Below are 22715 nucleotides of genomic sequence, written 5' to 3' on the forward strand. Positions count from 1 at the left end.
AGGGCTTTACTTACTATTTAAAAATCACCTTTTATTTTCTCTATAAATAATTCTAACTATTATCGGCCAATTGATTTGCGGGAGGAAGGTTGTTCACCATGATACCTTCTTGCTCCGTAAGCTCATCTTTATTGCCCTCAGTACGTGCAATCACGGCAGTTGCAATACTATTTCCAATCACATTGGTTGCCGTACGGCCCATATCTAAAAACTGATCAATCGCTAAAATTAATAGAATACCGGCTTCAGGAAGTTTGAACATGGCCAGAGTGGAGGCAATCACCACAATGGATGCTCGTGAAACACCTGCAATCCCTTTACTCGTAATCATGAGGGTAAAGAGTATGAGTGCTTGCTGGGAAAAACTTAAATCAATGTTGTAGGCTTGTGCAATAAATAACACGGCAAATGCCATATACATCATCGAGCCGTCGAGGTTGAAAGAATAACCTAAAGGGAGCACGAAACTGGTAATACGTTTAGGCACACCGAATTTATCCAAAGCTTCCATGGTTTTTGGATAAGCCGATTCACTACTTGCGGTCGCAAAGGCCAACATGGTGGGTTCTCGCACAATTCGCATCAATCTAAAAATATCTTTTTTCAAGAAGATATAGCCGAATGCAATCAGGAGAGTCCAAAGTACCAGTAGTCCCACATAGAACTGTCCAATGAAAATACTATAATCGATAATCAGCTTAGGGCCTTGAATGGTAATCGCTGAAGCAATGGCTGCAAAAACGGCGATAGGGGCAAATGCCATGACATAATCTGTAATTCGGAACATCACCTTACAGAGTTCATCAATAATTTTACCAATGACGGTCACTTCACTATGATGTTGAACATAGGCAAGTGCGGAACCAAAGAAAATTGAGAAAACCAAAATCTGTAATACCTCATTATTGGCCATGGCTTCAGCAAAACTACGCGGGAAAATATGCGTAATGAAGCTTTCTAAGCTCAGACTTGTCGCACTGACACCGATATCAACCGCTGTTTGAGGAACGGTGAGATTCATCCCAGCGCCAGGTTGGAATAAATTGGCTAAGCCCATGCCCAGTAAAAGTGAAATAAATGATGCACCAATAAACCAACTCATGGCCTTTAAGGTAATTGATCCCAAGGAAGAGGATTTTCCCATCGAGAGCAGACCAGAAACGATTGTTGCAAACACTAAGGGTGCAATAATCATTTTAATTAATCTTAAGAATACATCAGTCACAATTTTAAAATAGGCGGCAAGTTCTGTGGTTTGTGCAGTTGTTAAAGTGCTATGAAAAGCCCAGCCAATCAGTATTCCTGAGATCATGGCAATCAGAATATATTTCAGTAATTTCTTCTGCTTCATACTTATCGTTCCTTCTTTAATCTTCTTTTCATCAACTTTTGGCCTGATGTAGCAAGGCATTGATGACATTCCATGTTGATCAATTTATAGAGGCATTGCTTTAGGTGTTGAGTGCTAAATCGTCGATTGGGGATTTAGCTGTGGCAAGTGTTACTTTTTTTTAAAAAAAACGACAATGCAATTTTTAATTCAGTTATGCAAAAAATGCATGAGATGATTCTTTAGTTTTACTTGATATAGGTGAGCTGTTTTTAATATAACGACCGAATGTTTGTTTTTTTAATTCTGATTGGTGATAGGAAAGATATTAAATTTCCTGATTCTGTGAGGAAGAGCCAAGGTCAGAAAGAGGAGCCAAAGTTAATAAATACAAGAACTCAAAACCAAGCTTGCACTCATCATTTTCCCACAGACAAAACCATTGAATTGCCTGTTTTATCTAATATTTTAATAATCAGCTCATGACTTTAAGTTGCTGATGTAAAAAGATAATTAAAATAAAGATGTAGCGTGTTGATGACGTTGATTGAGCAATATCATGACTTTTCACAGCTCACGCACGAGGGCTTGATGTTTTCATTCTTTCCTTTCGTACATCCACAAAAATTATCCACGCATAATTGATTGTTAAAGTGAGAGAATTTCTAAACATGAATTTAGTTCACTTTGGTGTGAGATTAAATCATTTTTATTCATGTGATCATTCAGGTATAAATTAAACCACGCTCTTAACGATAGATCATATTCATCGTTGCTTCTTAGCCTGATACTCAGAAAAAACTGAAAAGGCTGGAAAGATGATTCACTAGAAATATCCAAAAAAGAAAATTGGACCCTCTAGAAAGAGCATGAAAGAAATTCAGTTTTATCGCAGAAATATAGGGTAATAGATCGCCATGAGTACAGAGTTTGCATGTTCAATTAAACGCATTCGTTTTGATGAAAACTATCAACCAGCAGATAACACACGTCTAACGACGAACTTTGCTAACTTGGCGCGCGGTGAAAGTCGTGAGCAGAACCTACGTAATACACTTCGTATGATTAATAATCGTTTCAATGCCTTAGCACAAACAGATAACCCGAATGGTGATCGTTATTCGCTTGAAATCGATATTATTTCTGCAAATTTAGACATTGAAGGGAATGGTCAAACTTTCCCAATTATTGAAATGCTGAAAAGCACGATTAATGATCATCATACCCATCAACGTATTGAAGGCATGATTGGCAATAGCTTCTCGTCTTATGTACGTGACTACGATTTTAGCGTTGTGCTGAAAGAACATAATAAAGAGAATTCGACGTCGTATGCACCTGAAGGTTTTGGTGATCTACATGGCAAACTGTATCAATACTTGGTGAACTCAGAGACTTTTAAAGCAGAGTTTAATCAACAGCCTGTGATTTGTTTGAGTGTTTCAACGGCGAAGAAGTACCACCGTACTGCCAATGAGCATCCTGTTTTAGGCGTTGAGTATAAACAAGATGAATATTCACGTACCGATGAGTATTTCCATAAAATGGGCTTAAGGGTTCGCTTCTTTATGCCAAAAGGGAGCGCTGCGCCTTTAGCATTCTATTTTGCGGGTGATTTACTGCGTGATTACACCGATCTTGAATTGATCAGTGCGATTAGCACCATGGAAACCTTCCAAAAGATTTATCGCCCTGAAATTTACAATGCAAATTCATCAGCGTCCCAAGTCTATCAAGCCAGCCTAGAGTATCCAGATTACTCATTGACACAAATTGTCTATGACCGTGTTGAACGTGGTCAGCTCGCGGTTAAGCAAGGTAAATGGACGGAAGAGAACTTTATTAAGCCTTATCAAGACATCCTTGAGCAATGGGCTGCGAATTATACCGTAGACAGCGACGCTGCTTAATTTAACTGAAATAGAATATTGAAATAGAGATTTAAAATGGCCATTTTATTACCAACATCAACAGCTGGCAGTTTACCTAAACCATCTTGGCTTGCAGAGCCAGAGAAGCTTTGGTCACCTTGGAAACTCGAAGGTGAGGCATTACTCGAAGCGAAACAAGATGCTTTACGTTTGTCATTGCAAGAACAACTCCATGCAGGTATTGATATCGTCAGTGATGGTGAACAAACCCGTCAACATTTTGTGACGACGTTTATTGAACATCTGGATGGCGTTGATTTTGAGAAACGCGAAACGGTGCGTATCCGTAATCGTTATGATGCAAGTGTGCCGTCTGTAGTCGGTGCAGTAAGCCGTCAAAAGCCTGTTTTTGTTGAAGATGCTAAGTTTTTACGTAGCCAAACAAATCAGCCGATCAAGTGGGCATTACCTGGCCCGATGACCATGATTGATACGCTGTATGATGGTCACTATAAAAGCCGTGAAAAACTGGCTTGGGAATTTGCTAAGATCCTGAATCAAGAAGCACGTGAGTTAGAAGCTGCTGGCGTGGATATTATTCAGTTCGATGAACCTGCATTTAATGTGTTCTTTGATGAAGTGAATGATTGGGGTGTTGCAACGCTTGAACGAGCACTTGAAGGTCTGAAATGTGAAACTGCGGTTCATATTTGCTATGGCTATGGTATCAAAGCCAATACCGATTGGAAAAAGACCTTGGGTTCAGAGTGGCGTCAATACGAAGAAGCATTCCCTAAACTGCAACAATCTAAAGTTGATATCATCTCACTTGAATGTCAAAACTCGCGTGTGCCAATGGATCTGATTGAACTGATTCGCGGTAAAAAAGTCATGGTCGGTGCGATTGATGTGGCAACCAACACTGTTGAAACACCTGAAGAAGTTGCGAATACACTACGTAAAGCACTTCAGTTTGTCGATGCAGATAAACTCTATCCTTCGACCAACTGTGGCATGGCCCCTTTAGCACGTGAAGTCGCACGTGGTAAGCTGAATGCGTTAAGCGCAGGCGCAGAAATTATTCGTAAAGAACTTTCGGCTTCATACGCAGCAAGCGCGTGATGTGAAAGGGCTATCTATTTGATCAGAAATGGGTAGCTTTTATCTGAGTCAAAGCATGTGTCCGTTCTACTGAGGAATAAAATGATGATTGAAGCAACAGACTTTAGAAATGCAATGTCTTTGTTAACCAGTGCAGTGAGTGTCGTAACCACGGCAGGCATGGCTGATCGTCATGGATTCACAGCATCTGCCGTATGCAGTGTGACGGATACACCACCGACATTATTGGTCTGTATGAATAAAGCATCGCGCTCACATGCACATTTTGTCGACAATAAAATTTTATCGGTGAATGTGTTAGGTGCACAACATCAGCATATTTCGAATGTCTTCGCATCTAAAATGACGTCTGAAGAGCGTTTTAAACATGGTGTGTGGACAGAGCTAGAAACGGGTGCACCTGTTTTAAAGGATGCTTTGGTCAATTTTGATTGTGAAATTGATGATATTCAAGAAGTGGGAACACATACGGTTTTTATGTGCCGTATTGTCGCGATTCAACAAAGCCAACATGAGCAAAGTTTGGTTTATTTTAATCGTGCTTATCATCAGGTGGGGCAGACCGAAACGGCTTAAATTCACTTTTTATTGAACATCAAAGCTTTGAAAGGCCCTTCCAAATCATAGATTTTCCTCGGCTTGACTCTAGATTTGACTGTATTGCGCTCATTTAAAAAGTCGAAAGGTTTTCATTTAGACTACAAACCGGTGAAAATCGAGCAACAGTGTCAGGAAATAATAAATCTAAAAATCCGATAAAAATAATAAAAACTTACTGTTTTACCAATTTTTGGTTTGTGCGTATTCTTGCTTCATCACTTAAGCACTCTCACAAATCTTTTGAGGACGAATACATGAGTTTAATCAATACTGAAGTTAAGGCGTTTAATGCAACAGCTTACCAAAATGGTGAATTCATTGAGTTGTCTGAGCAAAACTTGAAAGGCAAATGGTCTGTCGTATTTTTCTATCCTGCTGATTTCACCTTTGTGTGTCCAACAGAATTGGGCGACTTAGCCGATCACTATGCTGAATTTCAAAAACTCGGTGTGGAAATTTACGGTGTATCGACCGATACCCACTTTACCCATAAAGCATGGCACGACACGTCAGATGTGATTGGTAAAATTCAGTATCCATTGATTGGCGATCCAACTTGGACTTTGTCTAAAAACTTTGATGTGCTGATTGAAACAGAAGGTCTCGCAGACCGTGGTACTTTTGTGATTGATCCTGAAGGTAAAATCCAAATTATTGAAATTAATGCCGGCGGTATTGGTCGCGATGCGTCTGAACTATTACGCAAAGTGAAAGCAGCACAATATGTGCATGCGCACCCAGGCGAAGTATGTCCTGCAAAATGGAAAGAAGGTGAAGCAACGCTTGCGCCGTCAATCGACTTGGTTGGTAAAATCTAAGTCAACCTCGATGGTTGCATTGTGCTAAGTCATGAGCATGATACCTGTAAAAAATCAGCCCAAGTGGCTGATTTTTTTATGCTGGGTTCTTTTAGCTTTTACAGATGGTAACCCTTGCTGGTGCTGGCAAAGTCTCTTAAACCCTGAATCAAATGCTCAATCAGTTTCCCCATGACCAAACGTTGTCCTTTACGTCAAGCATAGACCAACTGTACGCTTCCAATATTGGAACACCAGTCGGGCAAAATGTGAACTAGGCGACCTGAAGCAATATCTGCCTCTACCGTTAAGTAAGGCAGGTTGGTAATGCCGAGTCCATCCAGAGCCGAGTAATACACGCCTGCGACATCATTACTTTTGACCCGTGGTTCTAAAGGAATCACGATCTGTTCATCACTCTGGGTATGATGCAATAACCATTGATAATCAGACTTTTGTACCCCCAGTGCGAGCGTTGGAAAATCATTCAGCTCGGTGGCAAATTGAATTTCACGGTCCTGTAACAGATCAGGACTGGCCACCAAACAATGCGTGGTTTTGACCACATCACGGACCACAATGCTCGAGTCTTCATTGGCACTAAAATTGGTCCGAATGGCAAGGTCAATGTCATCATGCAAGACATCGACACGACGGCTGGTCAGTTCCATTTCCACTTGGACTTTGGGATATTGTTTTAAAAAATGATTGAGTAAGCTTCGTACTTGATAGCGCATCATCACAGAAGGGCAGCTGATCTTGATTAAACCTTGCGGTTCACTTTTCTGTTTCAGTAAAACATTGTGCGCACTTTCGACTTGCTGAATGATTTGACGACATTCTTCAAATAGCTCTTGGCCCAAAGGGGTGACTTTAAAATGTCGTGTTGAACGCTGAATTAAGGTCACGTTGTATTTGGCTTCAAGGTCTAAAATACGGCGACTAAGCTTAGACTTGGTGATGTTCGAGGCATCACTTGCAGCACTGAAACCGCCGTGTTTGACCACAAGATAAAAATAATAATAGTCGTCAAATGAATGCATGATGGGTTCAAGCCTGTATTGATTTGTGACCGAAGGCAGTCTGCGATGGATGATCTGATACTGTATCATTGCTAACGATTGCACACGACAAAAAAGCGATCCGAAGATCGCTTTTACTGAGGTCTGATTATTTCTGCGCTGTATTTTTGCTATAGCTTTGAATCAGGTTTTTATAGTCTGGAATATGCGCTGCAAAGAGTGAACCGAGGCCTTCAATATCATTACGCCAGTCGCGGTGTAATTCGCAAGCTGCACCAAACCATGACATCAGCTGTGCGCCTGCCTGAGACATGCGATCCCATGCTGCATCACGTGTGATGGGGTTAAAGGTTCCCGATGCATCGGTAATCACAAAGACGTCAAACTCTTCTTCCAGTGCTGACAGTGCAGGGAAGGCCACGCAGACTTCAGTTACCACACCCGCAATAATCAATTGTTTTTTACCTGTAGCTTTTACGGCTTGAACAAAGTCTTCATTGTCCCATGCATTGATTTGCCCGGGGCGTGCAATATAGGGTGCATCGGGAAACATTTCGACCAATTCAGGGACCAAAGGACCGTTTGGACCCTCTTCAAAACTGGTGGTCAGAATGGTGGGAAGATTAAAATATTTCGCGGCAGCAGCCAGTGCCAGCACATTGTTTTTAAATTTGTCTGGGTCAATGTCACGGACCAATGAAAGGAGACCCGCTTGGTGGTCAACCAAAAGAACCGCTGCATTATCTTTGTCTAAGCGAATATAAGGTTTCGCCATTTTTCTGTCCTCGTTGTGATTATCAGTCGAGTCTCAAGGCAATCAGTAAGAAGGTTAGTGCCTTGAGCTTGAACATCATCATAGGTAGGAAAATGAGACAATAAAATAAGCCAAATGAGATGCTTAATCTTGAAAATAGGAAAATTTGAGCAAAAATATGCCATAAAAATAAAGAATGGCTTTGTTTTTAAATTGGTTTTTATGCAGGTGAGATGATTCTAACGAGATTGTCCTATCTGTGTGATTGTGTGTACTAGTGCAGTGCTATAAGAGGGCTGAGGAAAGGGGTAGTATAGATTGCATATTCATCCTATCGATATAGGAGTTCCAAGATGAAAAAAGTAATCGGTGTTTATCGTAATCAAGACATGCATTGGGTTGGTGATGGTTTTCCTGTCAAAAACCTCTTTTCATATGACCGCTTAGGACAAGCGATTAGTCCGTTTCTACTTTTGGACTATGCAGCACCTTACAAATTTGATCCAACCACATCGCAACGTGGTGTGGGTTCACACCCGCATCGTGGCTTTGAAACGGTTACCATCGCCTATAGCGGTGAAGTGACACACAAAGACTCTAGCAGCGGCGGTGGGACCATCAATACTGGCGATGTACAGTGGATGACTGCGGGTTCAGGTGTGGTGCATGAAGAGTTTCATTCTCCAGCCTTTGCTGAGCATGGTGGCTTGTTTGAAATGGTGCAACTTTGGGTGAATTTACCAGCCAAAGATAAAATGACCACACCGCGTTATCAAGCCTTGACCGTGGCGGATATCCCGCGCATCGAAATGGATGACAATGCTGGACATCTACGTGTGATTGCGGGTGAGTTTGGTGGTCATCATGGCCCTGCTCAAACGTATAGTCCCGTCAATGTTTGGGATGGTGAATTAAAATTAGAGTATGAAACTTTTATTCATGTGCCCGTCACGCATAACACGATTGTGGTGGTGCTCAGTGGTGAAGTGCTGATTAATGGCACGCAAAAAGTGGTGGATAGTTCTATTGTGATGTTTGCTCAAGATGGCGAAGCTGCAATTCAACTGCAAGCACTGCAAGACACTAAGTTCTTGGTGTTGACTGGTGAACCACTGAATGAACCGATTCAAGGTTATGGTCCATTTGTGATGAATAGCAAAGCGGAAATTGTGCAAGCCTTTGATGATTTTAATCGTGGCAAGTTTGGTGAAATCCCTGTTGCTGTGGTGGACTAAAATCTTGTCGCTAAAAAGAAGAAATCCCTACTCGGTCAAGGGTAGGGATTTTTTAGGCGCTGTAGTCTTCTTGTTTTGCATAGTTGGTCATGAATTATTATGTGATGTAATTATCGTTTTTATGCGGGGCGAATATTAGCGCTTTTTCGCTGGTTTGTAAAACAGATGTTATAAAAATAGTTAATTTATATACTTTGTTTTTAAAGGGTTTATATTTTTATTTAAAATAAAATGTATAAAAAACCTGTGTTTATTTAAGTGACTTTTTAGTGTAATGAAATGTAATTTAAGCAAATATCGTCCTACTGGTGCGGCACATGAAAAAATGTGATTCTGGTATTTTTTAATAGCCCTATTTTTTCGACATTGGGTCATAATTTCAGTCAATATAAGTCAGACTGACGGATCATAATTTTGGATATTGCAGTTATTGGTAGCGGCATGGCCGGTCTTGCTACCGCAAGAATTCTAAAGGATGCTGGGCATAATATTACTATTTTCGAAGCACTGACTGGGCGAGGGATGGATAGCCACAGTACAGAGTTTGAAGGTGGTCTGATTGATGCTCCGTTACGTGTCATGAACCCACACTTATGGAAAAACACCTTAAGTCTTGCGACTTATTTAGGCATCAAAACGTATCCAGTACGCACCTACATGGCATGTAGTTGGTTGTTTGAAGACCGTACAGAAACATGGCTAACCACTACGCGTAGTCGCATTGGCAATTTCCCAATTATCAATAACCGTAAAGGCCTGCAGCAGTATGGATGGCGCTTGGTTAAAGGTATGTTGCAGCTTAAAACCGCGATTGCTAAATTCTTCAAATCTAAAGATCAAGACATTACCTTAGCTGAATTTATCAACCAGCATGACATTGAAGAAGTGTTTTGGCATGGCGCAGTGATGCCTGTGCTCTACACCATCTGTACCTGTAATCCAAAAACCATCGGCGAATGGCCAGCGAAACCGCTGTTGATCTTTTTGCGTCAGTTGACGGATGGCGATGCTTTATTGCGTATACAAGGGGGAACACCTGCCTTGGTCGATAAATTGATTGAAAACATCAATATCCAAAGCGGATCGGCTATTAGCAAAGTCACTGAACAAGGTGACAAGGTTTTGGTTGAAAATAATAAGGGCGAACAGCAACTGTTTGACCGTGTGGTGGTGGCAACGCCAACCACAAAAATTGAAGAGTTTTTAGATCCTGTTCAGTTTGCAGATGATATTGCGCTGTTAAAACAGTTCCGTTTTGAGCAAGGTCAACTGGTGATCCATACTGATCCTTCCGTGATGCCACCTAAGCGTAAAGACTGGTCGGTGCTGAGCTATATGATGGACCGTAAGTTTACCCGTCAACAGTTCACGGTTTGGCTCAATTCAGTCGAACCAAGTCTGGTCGGTAAAAACGCCGTGTTCCAAACGTGGCAGCCAGTGACTGAGATTGACCCGAAAAAAGTGATTTCAACAGTAACTTTGACCCGTGCGGTGGTGGACTCGCAAACTGTGGCTTTGAATAAAGAGTTACAACAACGCCATAAGAGTGCTAACCGAAAAGTCTTCTTCTGTGGTTCATGGTCGTGCGATGGTCTGCCTATTTTAGAGTCTGCCGTAACTTCAGCAATGCATATTGCAGAAATTTTCGGTGCGCCATTGCCGTTTGTTGGATTAAAACCTAAAGTTGAGGTTGCCCCACAACTCGGCTACTAAAGCATGAAATGGCTCCAAACCTTACAGCGACATCTGCCCAAACATAAATATGCAATTGATGCAAAACAATTGGGAGATCAGGCGGTATTGGCTTGGAGCAATCTTGGCTATTGGGATGATGCAAGGTCATCCTATCCTGAGGCTTGCCAAACACTGGCAACGCATCTTGCTGATCGATTACAGCTAAAATCAAATGACCGTGTTTTAGACTTGGGCTGTGGACAGGGCGCTAGTCTATTGCTGTGGCAGCAGCATTACCATGTTCAGCAACTTTGTGCGGTTGAGTTACAAGCCGAATGTGTTCAGCGTATACAACACACGTTAAATTCAAAGATACACATCATTCAAACGTCATTTTTAAATTTAAATTCAAAGCTATTTTTAGCGCCTTTTGATGTGGTGTTTTGCCTCGATGCCGCTTATCACAGTGATTTAAATTCATTTCTGAGATCAACCCATTCTGTTTTAAATTCAAAAGGGCGCATCGGTTTTCACTATCTGATGTTGAGTGATGCATTTTTGAATTTAAATCGTTTTGAGAAGCTTCAACTGAAAATGCTGTTAAAAGCAGCCGATGTTCATTTGGAACATCTTCAGTTAGAAGAGAATTTGCAGCATTCGATAGAAGCGCAAGGCTATCAGCAGGTTGCTATTGAAGATTTATCAGATGCAGTTTTGGCGGGGTTTTCTCGTTATTATCATGTGCATTTAGTCCAACAGGCCGCTCAAAATTTGGATTATTTCAAAATTAAAATGACGGCTAAGCTTTGCCAAAAATTATTTGAACAGGGCATTGTGCGCTATGTTCAAATTACAGCAGTTAAAGACATTTAAAATGAAATAAAAAACCAAAGGGCCAGAAACAACAAAGCCTCACTAAAAAGCGAGGCTAAGTATAAAATGGTGCCGGCACACGGATTCGAACTGTGGACCTACTGATTACAAGTCAGTTGCTCTACCAACTGAGCTATGCCGGCAACGTGGTGAGAATAATAGCGGATTTTCTTGAAAACGCAAGCCAAAAAGTGAGCGATTGAAATGCGCAAGATTTTTTGTGCAAACTTCACCCACCAAGGGGTGGGTGAAAGCTAAGAATAAAATTTGGGTGGCTGTGATGAAACTGTTTTTAAATAGGGTTAAGTGAAAACATGGAACTTATTTGCTTCTTAAAATTTGATCGAGGTCTTGGGCACATTCTTCCAATGTAAAAGCCATGTCGAGTTGCATTTGAGGTTTGAGTTCATTGGCCAGCGTTCTCCATTGTTCAATCAGACGAATTGCTTTTTGAATTTTATGTTTGTTGACATCCTTTGCAAGGGTTGGGGTATAACCGCCTCGTTTAGCGTTTTTAATTTGTTTGACATAATTGGTGCTGTTATTCATTCTGACTCCCGAATAGCAGTTTTATTGGTCAATTTTGTGTTTCGCTAGTTATATACCGCAAATGAATTGTGCTTCATAAACATTGCATCTAGATGATCATTGATGATTTATTTTAACCTCCCTTAGAAATTGTTTTAGCTCAAGTTTGAATCAGGTTCAAGCGTTTATTTTTGAATAAATATTTCACTTTGTGGTGCAAATTATCCTATTGGGTGAAGAGTCATTTTTATAAAGCAGACTTTGTGCCAAGTCTAAATAAGAATGTTCAGCATAAAAAAAGACCTTAATCTTTCGATTAAGGTCTTTAAAATTTTGGCGGTGAAAGAGGGATTCGAACCCTCGAAACGCTATAAACGTTTACACACTTTCCAGGCGTGCTCCTTCAGCCACTCGGACACTTCACCATGGCCGAGGATAATATCGAAAAACATAGCCATCGACAAGGTGAAACAATTGATTTAGAGAAAAACTTTTAGCGTGATGATATGATTCGCAAAAATACTGTCTAAATTGAAGACACCCTATGCAAAGTACTGCAAAAAAAGCCGCATTGCCCGCAATCACCTTAGCCGCCCTTGGGGTCGTGTTTGGAGACATTGGAACCAGTCCACTTTATGCACTGCGCCAATGTTTTTTAACAGCCCATCTAGCGATATCAGAAGCGTCAGTTTTAGGCATTTTGTCCCTCATTTTTTGGTGCATGATGCTAACGGTGAGTTTTAAATACGTTACGATTATTATGCGAGCAGACAATAACGGTGAGGGCGGAATTATGTCCTTACTGGCACTAAATCTGCGAACCACCTTAATTAGTGATAACAAGAAAATTTATCTTATTGCTCTGGGGTTTATTGGTGCATCACTGTTTTTTGGTGATGGAATTATTACTCCTGCAATTTCGGTTCTTTCTGCAATAGAAGGTCTCAGCATTGCTACGCCTATTTTTAATCAGTGGTTAGAGCCCTTATCCATAGGAATTATCACTGGCTTATTTTTGGTACAGCGCCATGGGACAGGGACAATGGGGAAATTCTTTGGGCCATTAACCCTACTGTGGTTCTTAGCGATTGGTGCTTTAGGGCTGTGGAGTATTTTTCAGACCCCTCATGTATTATTGATGGTTAATCCGTACTGGGCATTGAGTTTTGTTTTTAATCAACCCTATGTAGCTTTTCTGACTATGGGTGCCGTGATTTTGACTATGACGGGCGGCGAAGCACTTTACGCCGATATGGGACATTTTGGTCGTCTTCCGATTCGTTTAGCTTGGTTTATTATTGTATTACCATGTTTGTTATTGAATTATGCAGGGCAAGGAGCATTGTTATTGCGTGACGCGGATGCACTCGCAAATCCTTTTTATATGCTTATTCCAGAATGGGCACTATTTCCAATGATTGGTTTGGCGACAGCAGCAGCAGTTATCGCATCTCAGGCGGTTATTACGGGCGTATTTTCTATGGTTAATCAAGCCATTCAATTACGTTATTTACCTCGTTTGGCAGTGCGACACACTTCAGAGGTAGAGCGCGGTCAAATTTATTTGCCATTTATTAATTGGGCGCTGTATATCTCTGTACTGATCTTAATTTTATTGTTTGAGAATAGTGAGAATTTGGCTAGTGCTTATGGGGTTGCTGTCACCATGACTATGTTGTGTGGCACTATTTTAATCTCTATTTTGGCCTATGGGTTGTGGCGTTGGCCAATGTGGAAAGTTGCATTATTCGCCGTGCCATTTTTGTTACTTGATACAGTTTTTGTTGCCTCGACTTCGCTTAAAATTTTATCAGGTGGATGGGTTCCAATTTTAATTGGTGCAGTGCTGTATACTATTTTAATGACATGGAAAGATGGTCGTGCATTAGTGTTGAAGCGTCTTGAAAAGGATTCATTGCCAATAGACCTATTTATTAAAAGCATTAGTATGGGTAGTGAAACTAAGTTCGTTCCAGGTGATGCAGTCTTTTTGACTGGTACACCAAATATTGTGCCACACGCAATGCTTCACAATATTAAGCACAACAAAGTCCTGCATGAACGCAACATCATGGTAACGGTTATTACACGCGATATTCCTTTTGTTCCGTCACAAGAACGCAGTAGTGTTGAAAAACTGGATGTCCGTTTTTATCGTATTACTTTGTATTATGGTTTTAAAGATCAGCCAAATATTCCGCAAGCATTGGAAATGGCCTATGCTGAACTTGGTTTTGAATATGATCTAATGCAAATTAGTTTTTTCATCTCGCGTGAACGGATTATCAGTACTGTAGGGGATGGTATGGCGCCGTGGCGTGAAAAGCTCTTTATCTCAATGCAACGGAATACCAGTCCTGTGAGTGATTTTTATCAAATTCCAACCAATCGCGTGGTTGAGCTAGGTAGTCAGATCCAGATTTAAACTTCAATAAAAAACCAGCATATATGCTGGTTTTTTTGGAGGATAAATCAGTTGAAGTTTTAGTTCATTGGATCATTTGCAGGTGCTTCAGGCATCGCTTGAGCAGGGGCATCTGGTGATGGCAGTGAATCAGGCTTAACCGCATTGACAGGTGCCTCTGCTGATGAATCTAATGGCGGTGCAGCAGCTGGGGCAGCATTCATGTCTGTATTTACCGTGGGTGCGACAGCATCATTTAATGCCGCTTCAGCTTGTTGTGCTGATAGTTCTGCATTTGGGACCAGCGGATGTTGCTCTGTTGGAGTCGCAGCGACTTGTTGTTGCGCTGTGGTATCGGGTGCGGCCTGTTGAACAGGAGCTTCACTCTGTGGTGCTGTTGGCATCACTGCTTGGTCATTGGGTGCACCTTGGCCTGCTGGGCTGATAGGTGCTGCATTTGGATCAAGCAATTTAATTTGCCCTGAGCTTACGAGTTCTTGAATAGAACCAGGTTGACCATTAACAGTAGTCGTGACTTTGGCTTGAGAGAGACTTTCTAAGGTGTCACCCGGTTGGATAGGGGGCTCGGCAAAAGCTGAAGCACTTATCACTGTGCCGATTAAACCAAGAGAAGCTAAAATCTTAGAATGCATAAGAACTCCGTAAATTGCATGTATTATTTCGTTCGATTCATTTTTACCTTGGCATATTTTTTGAAGCGACAGCAATCAAAGATACGCAATCGCATCACGTTGCCGTAGAAAAACTCTACAAAAAAGACATTTTGTTACATGCAAAATCATCTAAATATGGCGTTTTGTTTAATTGTTATGCGAATAGAACTCGAGCGATATACTTCGTATACGCTGATTGTTAAGCTCGTGAAAAACCGATGTTTATTGTAGTTGTGATGGCGAAGAAGAAAAGTAGTTCAGGTAAGTCAGTCTTTAACATGTTTAATCAAAATGGCCTGAAAGTGATTTTAGGATTGGTGGCAACGGGAAGTTTTGCGATTGCCTTTGGTCAAGAAAAAATTCAGCAATACGTGTCTTTAAGCCCAAGCTCAAATTCAGCCTGTTTAGAACAATTTTATCGGGAAATTCCGCCTTATTTACTCAAAGAAAGTTTAAGTAAACACAGCTATGCACTGTGCTTTAACGGTTTTAATGTGATGTATTCGGGCGTTTCGAAAACCCCCCTCTGGGTTGCAGAGGCCCTGACGCCACAGCGCCTGAGCCAAAAAATTCCACGTGAAGATAGTTTTCACGAAGAAAATAATGTTGCAACCGAACATCGAGCGACATTGTCGGACTACCGTGGTTCAGGCTATGACCGTGGACACCTTGTATACCCCCCTAAAAATATACTCTATATTTAAAATCAATAGCTTTGATTGAGTATGTATACTCAATTAATATACTCAACATTTTTATTAAGAAGGTAACTGTGAAATTTAGTTTTTATTTGACTTTATCCTGTATTTTTTTAAATACTTCTTTAGTTTTTGCTAAAGAGAATTTAAATAATATATATTATTCAGATATAGCTAAAAAAAGACCAATAGAATTATATGATAATAATCAAAAACAAAATTCTTTTAATGGTTGTAAAGACTTATTCCCTAAAGGAAACCCCAGAGAAACCACAGAGCTAACTTATTTTAATAAGTCTAAATGGGGTATTAGAGAGTTATGTTCTGATAATTTTGCAGTACTATATGCTGATCGGACAAAAACCCCCCTCCTTGTTATTGAAAAGTTAAGTGCTAAACAAATAAAGAATAAAGGTGAAGGCCTGCAACGAACAGATTTTTTCTACGCTGATCCAAGAACACCCACAAATGGCCGGGCAAAAGCATCTGATTATAAAAATGTTCAACCTAGTGTTGATAGAGGACATTTAGCACCTGCAGGTAATGCAATTTCAGCGCGTGGTATGGCCCAAACTTTTGCATTATCTAATATTTTTCCTCAAGATTCCGATAATAATAGAGGCCCTTGGAGAAAAATTGAAGCTGATGTTCGAAAATATATATCACGTTCAGAAGGTGATACTTATATCCTTTCGGGTCTCATATTTGATAAGCAAGAGAACTCGGTGAAGATTGGCAAAAACAAAGTATGGAAACCTTCTAGAATTTTCAAATTAGTTTATAACCCAAGTGAAGATAAAATTTGGGTGTATCTCATGAAAAATGAATCTACAAATAATGTATCTACTCCAATATCGTATAAAGATTTTGTTGACGAAACAGGAGTAAAGTTTGCATTTATTGAGAATAATGGTTCTTCCAATTATATTCCAAATAATAGCTCTAATGAAGAAAATGTATTGATCGAAAATATAAAGTCAAAGCTAATAGGGTTTTTACAAAATTTTATTCAAACTTTAATAATAAAAATTTTCCAATAAATTTTATTTATTTGAATTTTTAATCAATTAATCGGATTGTTATGCTAAGACCTAAAAATCAATATAAAGCCAAATCTAATTTTTTTCATGGAAGTTTTATTAAATTTGTTCTGGCAATTATAGCCATTTGTAGTTTTAGCTTAGCATTTAATTACGATTATATTTCGTCCATACTTTTGGGTAAGTTTCATCCTATTCCAGATAAAAAGTGCCTTCAACAATTCTACAAAGATACACCACCTTATTTAATTAAAGAAAGCTTAACGAAGCATACTTACCCATTATGTTTCAATGGCTTCAATGTGATGTATTCAGGTGTTGCTAAAACACCTCTTTGGGTAGCAGAAAGTTTAACACCACAACGATTAAGTAAAAGTGCACCGCGGGAAGACAACTTTCATGAAGAACTCAGAATTCCTTCTAATCATCGTTCTACAATTTCAGATTACCGTGGTTCTGGACATATTCGTTGGCGTGTAGCTCCAAATGCAGATATGTCAAATGAAGAGGCAAAATCTGATAGTTTTTCTTTAGCGAATATAATTCCTGTTGCTAATTTAGATGTACTTACGAATTTAGAATATGTGATAAGGGGGATTGTAATTAGAAATAAAGTAGACCTTTATGTTGTTTCCGGTCCTATTTTTAGTTCGCGAAAACTAAAAACAATTGGAAAAGGTGTAATCATTCCTAATGCGGTGTTTAAAGCAATATATATTCCTAAAACTGGAACAATTGGGGCTTACTATATACCTAATAATGATTCTTCTGATGTAAAGATCGTGAGTGTATGCTTTTTAGAAGAGTTGCTGAATATAAATTTATTTCCTCAATTAACAGAGGAGCAAAAACGGAACACATATAATTTACCTTTGAGTTCAAAAGATTTGAATTTAAATAAGGAAATTGAATATTCTTACTGGGATGCTGAGAGTCAATGTGAAATTAGTGTTTCTGATAAGGATATTGATATGCTTCAGAATAGATTTAGATTTGAATAAGTAAATTTTTGTCGCACAAAGAATTCGATAAGGACTTATTCAGCAATTTCTAAATGTTTATGACACAAATCATTTTTAAGTCATAATGTTTGAGATCGAACGTTCGATAGATGTCCGCAATCCATCGAATAGCTGAACCTCATTTGAGGTATGAAGATAGTCCAATATATTTTCACTAAAGGATTCTATAATTTCTTTGAGATTTCTAATTCTAAAATGGTCACTTTCAGCCAATTTGATGAGGTGAGAAAGATCTGGAAACATCTTACTTCCAGCAAGTTTTAGAGCCATTTTATTATCAATAGATTCGTAGATAAGTGTATGTGTAATATCAAATGGTGGTGAAACAAAAATGTTCTGCATATCAGGGGAATATTGCAGAGCAAAATTTTTAAGATGTGCCTCACCATTACCGATTAAACAGTTGAATACAATATATTTATACATTTTTTCTACTTCAGATGTGCTACCTGTATATAGATAAGTTGCTTTCAACAGTGTTTCATAACTACTTGTATATTTTGCACTTGGATCATTTGACTTTTTCATCAGTGTTGTAAATGATATACGCTGAACTATCAGGAGACTTTCCCTTGGGAGATTCTAGGCAGCCAACTTATAAAAGTCTTCGGCCATTTGATTTGGTGTCTTAAAACCCAAACCCTTTTGAATTCTTCGATGATTATAAAATAACTCAATGTATTTTATAATATCTGCTTTGGCTTCCTCTCTGGTTTGATAGTTGTAATTCAGCGTATATCAATCATCGGGTGGCTCAATCTGTATCACGATTGTATTTGAGAAATGACTACACTTTTCGTTAAAGCAAACCTTCTGACAATAATCATAGATTTCTTTATAGTTTTCTAGGGAATAGAGTGCTTGACTCGGACTGTCACTCTTTTCGTCCAAAGCAATTGGGCTAGATAGCATTGAATTGGGTATGTTTGGCATTTCATGCAGACAGGCAGCCTCTGCCACACTCCAAATATTCTGGAATGTGAATAAGAGCACCAATATCTGAATTAGAAATGTTTTTCTCTTCATACACAAATCTGTATTTAAAACACCAATAGGAAGCTGTCCAAATCCATCTAAGATCTGATCATAAAATTTAAGTCACCTTAAACTTTTTGCAATCTTAAGTAAAGATGTACACAATCTTTGAAAAAAACGTCTGTCTAGATAATCAAGCTAGATTTTTTAGAACTCCGCATTGGTCAATTGTACATAAACCATCACAAGTACCTCTTAGATCAGACAATTGTTCAATCAGCTTTTGCTGTTTGATTATATTTTCCTTGATAGCACAGACATGTAAGTCAATTAATTCATTCACATCCGAACAATTCTTCTCAGGGTTGTCTTTATATGTGAGTAACTGACGAATTTCATTCAAACTCATATTTAAAGTTCGGCAATTCAAAATAAACTTAATTCGCTCAACATAACCTATATCGTAAAGGCGGTAATTTCCTTCAGTTCTTTCTGGTTCTGGAATTAAACCTTCCTTTTCATAAAACCTAATCGTTAAGACTGAACATGAGGTTTTTTTAGAGAGTTCACCAATTTTTAAATGCATTAATCTTGTATTTCCAAAAAATCTTGACTCTATAGTAACTATAGGGATTCTAATATTCAAAGTTTATAACTTTTTCAATGGGTATAATTATGAGTGGCTGTGGATGTAGTAAAGAAACACCATGCGAAGATAAGCAGTTTCAACAAGAAAATAATCCATCAATTTCAAAAGAATGCACTTCAAAAAATTGTGATAGCACTCCTAGCTCTTGTTGTGATGGAGATGAAAAAAAATCTTCATCTGCTTGCTGTAACACTTCAAATAGTTGTGAAGATACCGCTCAATCCTGTTGTGACTCTAATTCCAAAGAGAATCTAAGCTCCGAAGAAGTTTTAAAAAACGCTCAATACATGAGTGAATACATAATTCCCAAAATGGATTGTTCTGCTGAAGAACAGATGGTTCGTATGGCGCTAGCCTCAATTTATGATGTTCAAAAACTCATCTTTGATTTACCGAATCGTTCGTTAAAGGTTTTACACAATCAAGAAAATGAAAATATAACAACCAAACTTGAGGCATTGGGTTTCGGTGCAAAACTTCTAAAGACCGAACCTTATACAAACAGTCAACAAGCCAAACAAACAAGTACTTACACCATTCCCAAAATGGATTGCTCTGCTGAAGAGCAAATGGTTCGTATGGCACTTTCAGATATTGAAGCAGTCAAAGGTCTAACTTTTGATCTTCCCAATCGAAAACTGAAAGTCTTCCACAATGAAGGTGTTGAGCAAATTACGACCAAACTTGAAGGACTCGGTTTTGGTGCGAAACTTGATCAAACACAGCTTTCTTTAGGAGATATACCCAATGAGCCTGATCCGGTTAAACAAGCTAAAGTTCTTAAACTGCTATTAGGCATTAATGCTCTACTTTTCTTTATTGAATTTATCAGCGGTATTATTGCTGCATCTACAGGATTGATTGCTGACTCTTTAGATATGTTTGCCGATGCAGCCGTTTATGGTATTGCGCTATATGCTGTAGGAAAAGTTGCCAGATATCAAGTGAAAGCAGCCCATTTTGCTGGTTGGATTCAGTTATTACTTGCTGTCATCGTGATTGTCGATGTCATTAGACGCTTCATGTTTGGAAGTGAACCAGAATCAACACTCATGATTGTTATTGGCTTGTTCGCACTTATAGCGAACGTGACATGTTTATATCTTATTTCTGGTCACAGAGAAGATGGCGCACATATGAAAGCAAGCTGGATTTTCTCGGCAAATGACGTTGTCGTAAATATGGGCGTTATATTTGCCGGTGTACTCGTGGCTTGGACGGGTTCTGCTTACCCAGACTTAATCATTGGCATACTGGTTTCTTTATTCGTACTCAATGGTGCACGAAAAATTTTGGCATTGAAATGAGAGTACTAAAAATGAATCTATTTGAAGTTAAACAAAATCAGATTGTCAAAATCATCGATCTAAAAAAAGGTAATCAATACAGTCATACCACTGATCCCGTATTGGAACGACTCCAACTACTAGGTTTTAGAGTGGGTGAGTCTCTACAAGTACTCGCTAAAGGTCTTTTTGGTGGAGACCCTGTATTAGTTCAAATTGAAACTTCAAGATTTGCTTTAAGAAAGAACGAAGCTGAACGCATTTTTGTAGAGATCATCAATGAACACTAAAAATATTGCACTTATTGGTAATCCCAATTGCGGTAAAACTTCACTTTTTAACACCCTTACAGGTACTCGTCAAAAAGTTGCCAACTATGCTGGGGTTACTGTTGAAAGAAAGGAAGGTTCTTTTAAATTACCTTCTGGTGATACAGTACGAGTATTAGACTTACCTGGAACTTATAGTTTAAAACCTAGCAGTTTAGATGAAGAAGTCACTAGAGCAGTTTGTTTTGGTGAGCTAAAAGGTGAAGTTTTACCTGACATATTTGTATGCGTTGTAGATGCCACAAATCTCAGCTTACATTTGAGCTTAGTTCTTGAAGTTCGTGCTCTAAACAGGCCTATGCTTCTTGTATTAAACATGATGGATGAGGTCAAGAAGCGTGGTATATCCATTGATAAGGATAAGCTCTCTCAATCGTTAGGTATCCCTGTAGTTGAATCTGTCGCTGTCAAAACTAAAGGGATTCAAGATTTAATTAATCAGTTAGATCAAAAAAATCTTTTTGTTGCCCCTTATCATTCTGAATTAGATCACTTTGAACAGATCAAGCAAATCACCAAACAAGTCATTTTAAATAATGACAGTGGTGACAAAAGAACTGCGTTTCTAGATAAGATTTTTCTACATCCTGTACTGGGTTTGGTAATCTTAGCTTTAACCATGTTTGTGATGTTCCAAGCGGTATTTATATGGGCCACACCATTTATTGAATTCATTGAAAATTTTGTGGTCTGGCTTAGTGATTCTATTGGCCCCCTCATTCAGCATCCATTATTAAGAAGCTTAGTCGTTGATGGCGTAATTGCTGGTGCAGGTAGCGTACTTGCATATATGCCCCAAATTCTGATTTTATTCTTCTTCATTTTAATGCTCGAAGAATCAGGCTACTTGCCACGGGCAGCATTTCTGTTAGATAAATTAATGTCTAAAGCAGGCCTTAGTGGGCGTTCATTTATTCCTTTGCTATCTAGCTTTGCCTGCGCTATTCCCGGAATTATGGCAACCAGAAGCATTAGCTCTGAACGGGATCGATTAGCGACAATTATGATTGCACCCTTGATGACCTGTTCAGCAAGATTGCCAGTATATGCTTTATTAATCGCTGCCTTTATTCCAAACCAATTGATCTATGGCTGGTTAAGTCTGCAAGGATTGGTCCTTTTTGGTCTTTATATGTCGGGAATAGTATCTGCGTTATTAGTTTCACTCTTTCTGAAATTAGTTCGTAAAGATAAAACTGAAAGTATTTTTATTTTTGAACTTCCTACCTATCGAATTCCAGATATTAGAAACATTGCATTAGGTTTGTATGATAGAGCGAGCATTTTCTTAAAACGAGTTGGTGGCATTATCGTGGCACTGTCTATCCTGTTATGGGTACTTGTTACTTTCCCTCAACCACCAGACCACGCAACCATGCCAGCAATTAACTATAGTCTAGCTGGTCAATTAGGACATTTAATTCACCCTATATTTGCACCTATTGGTTTTACATGGGAGATTTGTATTGCCCTCATCCCTGCTATGGCAGCAAGGGAAGTTGTAATTGCTGCTCTTGGTGTCATTTATGCAATGTCTGGCGATGAAAATATAGTAACCCAAAGTCTGCTAAGTCAAATTTCAGGTCCAGATGGGTGGGGGCTAGCCACCGGTTTATCATTATTAGTATGGTTTATTTTTGCTCCCCATTGTCTCGCCACTTTAGCAACAATAAGACGAGAAACAGGTAGCTGGAAACAGCCAGTCATTATGGCAACTTATCTATTCGCATTAGCTTACATCTTTTCATTCATCACATACCAAGTTGCTAGTAATCTTTAATTACCAAAATAATAACAACGGGAGTCTAGTTCCCGTTGTTATTAAATATTCA

The 22715-nt window shown here is 39.1% G+C and carries 18 protein-coding genes, 2 tRNA genes and 5 pseudogenes; 14 read left to right on the forward strand and 11 right to left on the reverse strand.

The genetic code is table 11. The features are described 5' to 3' along the window. Window positions 1-52: 52 nt before the first annotated feature. A complete protein-coding gene (locus ACY3FQ_RS00765; RefSeq protein WP_489773517.1) occupies window positions 53-1351 on the reverse strand; it encodes a dicarboxylate/amino acid:cation symporter in 1299 nt (432 codons plus the stop codon). An 896-nt stretch (window positions 1352-2247) separates the two neighbouring features. Here ACY3FQ_RS00765 and ACY3FQ_RS00770 point away from each other — a divergent pair. From ACY3FQ_RS00770 to ahpC, 4 genes are all read left to right on the forward strand, one after another. Further along, window positions 2248-3240, forward strand: coding sequence for a DUF1852 domain-containing protein (locus tag ACY3FQ_RS00770; RefSeq protein WP_234964968.1), 993 nt, complete (start codon window positions 2248-2250; stop codon window positions 3238-3240). A gap of 36 nt (window positions 3241-3276) precedes the next feature. Beyond that, window positions 3277-4323, forward strand: a complete 1047-nt coding sequence (locus ACY3FQ_RS00775) for a methionine synthase (protein WP_004691635.1) — start codon at window positions 3277-3279, stop codon at window positions 4321-4323. Between the two features lie 84 nt (window positions 4324-4407). Next, window positions 4408-4899 (forward strand): flavin reductase, encoded by a 492-nt coding sequence (locus ACY3FQ_RS00780; RefSeq protein WP_333656810.1) that lies wholly within the window; start codon window positions 4408-4410, stop codon window positions 4897-4899. 278 nt (window positions 4900-5177) lie between these two features. Then, window positions 5178-5741, forward strand: a complete 564-nt coding sequence (gene ahpC / locus ACY3FQ_RS00785) for an alkyl hydroperoxide reductase subunit C (RefSeq protein ID WP_005401564.1) — start codon at window positions 5178-5180, stop codon at window positions 5739-5741. Between the two features lie 98 nt (window positions 5742-5839). Here the strand turns inward: ahpC and ACY3FQ_RS00790 are convergent. Continuing rightward, a pseudogene (locus ACY3FQ_RS00790) lies at window positions 5840-6763 on the reverse strand (LysR substrate-binding domain-containing protein). 127 nt (window positions 6764-6890) lie between these two features. Next, window positions 6891-7517, reverse strand: coding sequence for an isochorismate family cysteine hydrolase YcaC (gene ycaC, locus ACY3FQ_RS00795; RefSeq protein WP_004691629.1), 627 nt, complete (start codon window positions 7515-7517; stop codon window positions 6891-6893). A gap of 332 nt (window positions 7518-7849) precedes the next feature. On the opposite strand from ycaC, the gene ACY3FQ_RS00800 reads away from it, so the two are divergent. The 3 genes from ACY3FQ_RS00800 to ACY3FQ_RS00810 all read left to right on the forward strand — a co-directional run bounded on the left by ACY3FQ_RS00800 (window position 7850) and on the right by ACY3FQ_RS00810 (window position 11278). Then, a complete protein-coding gene (locus ACY3FQ_RS00800; protein ID WP_489773518.1) occupies window positions 7850-8731 on the forward strand; it encodes a pirin family protein in 882 nt (293 codons plus the stop codon). Window positions 8732-9145: 414 nt separating this feature from the next. Continuing rightward, a complete protein-coding gene (locus ACY3FQ_RS00805) occupies window positions 9146-10444 on the forward strand; it encodes an FAD-dependent oxidoreductase (protein ID WP_004978178.1) in 1299 nt (432 codons plus the stop codon). A 3-nt stretch (window positions 10445-10447) separates the two neighbouring features. Next, window positions 10448-11278 carry an SAM-dependent methyltransferase gene (locus ACY3FQ_RS00810; RefSeq protein ID WP_489773519.1) on the forward strand — a complete coding sequence of 277 codons (831 nt, stop codon included), beginning with the start codon at window positions 10448-10450 and terminating at the stop codon, window positions 11276-11278. A 67-nt stretch (window positions 11279-11345) separates the two neighbouring features. Here ACY3FQ_RS00810 and ACY3FQ_RS00815 read toward each other — a convergent pair. The 3 genes from ACY3FQ_RS00815 to ACY3FQ_RS00825 form a co-directional block, all read right to left on the reverse strand. Beyond that, window positions 11346-11421: transfer RNA gene (locus ACY3FQ_RS00815), tRNA-Thr, on the reverse strand. 178 nt (window positions 11422-11599) lie between these two features. Next, window positions 11600-11827 carry a hypothetical protein gene (locus ACY3FQ_RS00820; RefSeq protein WP_004691623.1) on the reverse strand — a complete coding sequence of 76 codons (228 nt, stop codon included), beginning with the start codon at window positions 11825-11827 and terminating at the stop codon, window positions 11600-11602. Between the two features lie 313 nt (window positions 11828-12140). Then, window positions 12141-12231, reverse strand: a tRNA-Ser gene (locus tag ACY3FQ_RS00825). A 119-nt stretch (window positions 12232-12350) separates the two neighbouring features. Here ACY3FQ_RS00825 and ACY3FQ_RS00830 point away from each other — a divergent pair. After that, the gene (locus tag ACY3FQ_RS00830; protein WP_005401570.1) at window positions 12351-14231 is read left to right on the forward strand and encodes a potassium transporter Kup; all 1881 of its coding nucleotides are present in this window, start codon (window positions 12351-12353) and stop codon (window positions 14229-14231) included. Window positions 14232-14290: 59 nt separating this feature from the next. Here ACY3FQ_RS00830 and ACY3FQ_RS00835 read toward each other — a convergent pair whose 3' ends face one another. Then, window positions 14291-14863, reverse strand: a complete 573-nt coding sequence (locus tag ACY3FQ_RS00835; RefSeq protein WP_126034935.1) for a hypothetical protein — start codon at window positions 14861-14863, stop codon at window positions 14291-14293. Between the two features lie 257 nt (window positions 14864-15120). On the opposite strand from ACY3FQ_RS00835, the pseudogene ACY3FQ_RS00840 reads away from it, so the two are divergent. The 3 genes and pseudogenes from ACY3FQ_RS00840 to ACY3FQ_RS00850 all read left to right on the forward strand — a co-directional run. Further along, window positions 15121-15555, forward strand: a pseudogene (locus ACY3FQ_RS00840) (DNA/RNA non-specific endonuclease); the annotation flags it as partial. Window positions 15556-15656: 101 nt separating this feature from the next. After that, window positions 15657-16622 (forward strand): DNA/RNA non-specific endonuclease, encoded by a 966-nt coding sequence (locus tag ACY3FQ_RS00845; RefSeq protein ID WP_160362368.1) that lies wholly within the window; start codon window positions 15657-15659, stop codon window positions 16620-16622. 41 nt (window positions 16623-16663) lie between these two features. After that, complete coding sequence (locus ACY3FQ_RS00850; RefSeq protein WP_005401574.1) at window positions 16664-17623, forward strand: DNA/RNA non-specific endonuclease; 960 nt, start codon at window positions 16664-16666, stop codon at window positions 17621-17623. Window positions 17624-17698: 75 nt separating this feature from the next. On the opposite strand, the pseudogene ACY3FQ_RS00855 reads toward ACY3FQ_RS00850, so the two are convergent. From ACY3FQ_RS00855 to cadR, 4 genes and pseudogenes are all read right to left on the reverse strand, one after another. Next, window positions 17699-18184 (reverse strand): annotated as a pseudogene (locus ACY3FQ_RS00855) (HipA domain-containing protein); the annotation flags it as partial. A gap of 42 nt (window positions 18185-18226) precedes the next feature. Beyond that, window positions 18227-18367 (reverse strand): annotated as a pseudogene (locus ACY3FQ_RS00860) (IS3 family transposase); the annotation flags it as partial. An 18-nt stretch (window positions 18368-18385) separates the two neighbouring features. Beyond that, window positions 18386-18670: pseudogene (locus ACY3FQ_RS00865) on the reverse strand (hypothetical protein); the annotation flags it as partial. A gap of 142 nt (window positions 18671-18812) precedes the next feature. After that, window positions 18813-19205 (reverse strand): Cd(II)/Pb(II)-responsive transcriptional regulator, encoded by a 393-nt coding sequence (cadR, locus tag ACY3FQ_RS00870; RefSeq protein WP_005401421.1) that lies wholly within the window; start codon window positions 19203-19205, stop codon window positions 18813-18815. A gap of 89 nt (window positions 19206-19294) precedes the next feature. On the opposite strand from cadR, the gene ACY3FQ_RS00875 reads away from it, so the two are divergent. Genes ACY3FQ_RS00875 through feoB form a run of 3 tightly spaced genes read left to right on the forward strand, consistent with a single transcriptional unit; the run spans window position 19295 to window position 22663 of the window. Beyond that, a complete protein-coding gene (locus tag ACY3FQ_RS00875) occupies window positions 19295-20575 on the forward strand; it encodes a cation efflux transmembrane domain-containing protein (RefSeq protein ID WP_039890606.1) in 1281 nt (426 codons plus the stop codon). 11 nt (window positions 20576-20586) lie between these two features. After that, entirely contained in the window at window positions 20587-20844 is a 258-nt protein-coding gene (locus ACY3FQ_RS00880; protein WP_005401419.1) for a FeoA family protein, read from the forward strand. Continuing rightward, window positions 20834-22663, forward strand: coding sequence for a ferrous iron transporter B (feoB, locus tag ACY3FQ_RS00885; protein WP_125275006.1), 1830 nt, complete (start codon window positions 20834-20836; stop codon window positions 22661-22663). The genes ACY3FQ_RS00880 and feoB overlap by 11 nt, the downstream gene beginning before the upstream one ends. Window positions 22664-22715 lie beyond the last annotated feature (52 nt).

Source organism: Acinetobacter sp. AB03 (assembly GCF_058107045.1).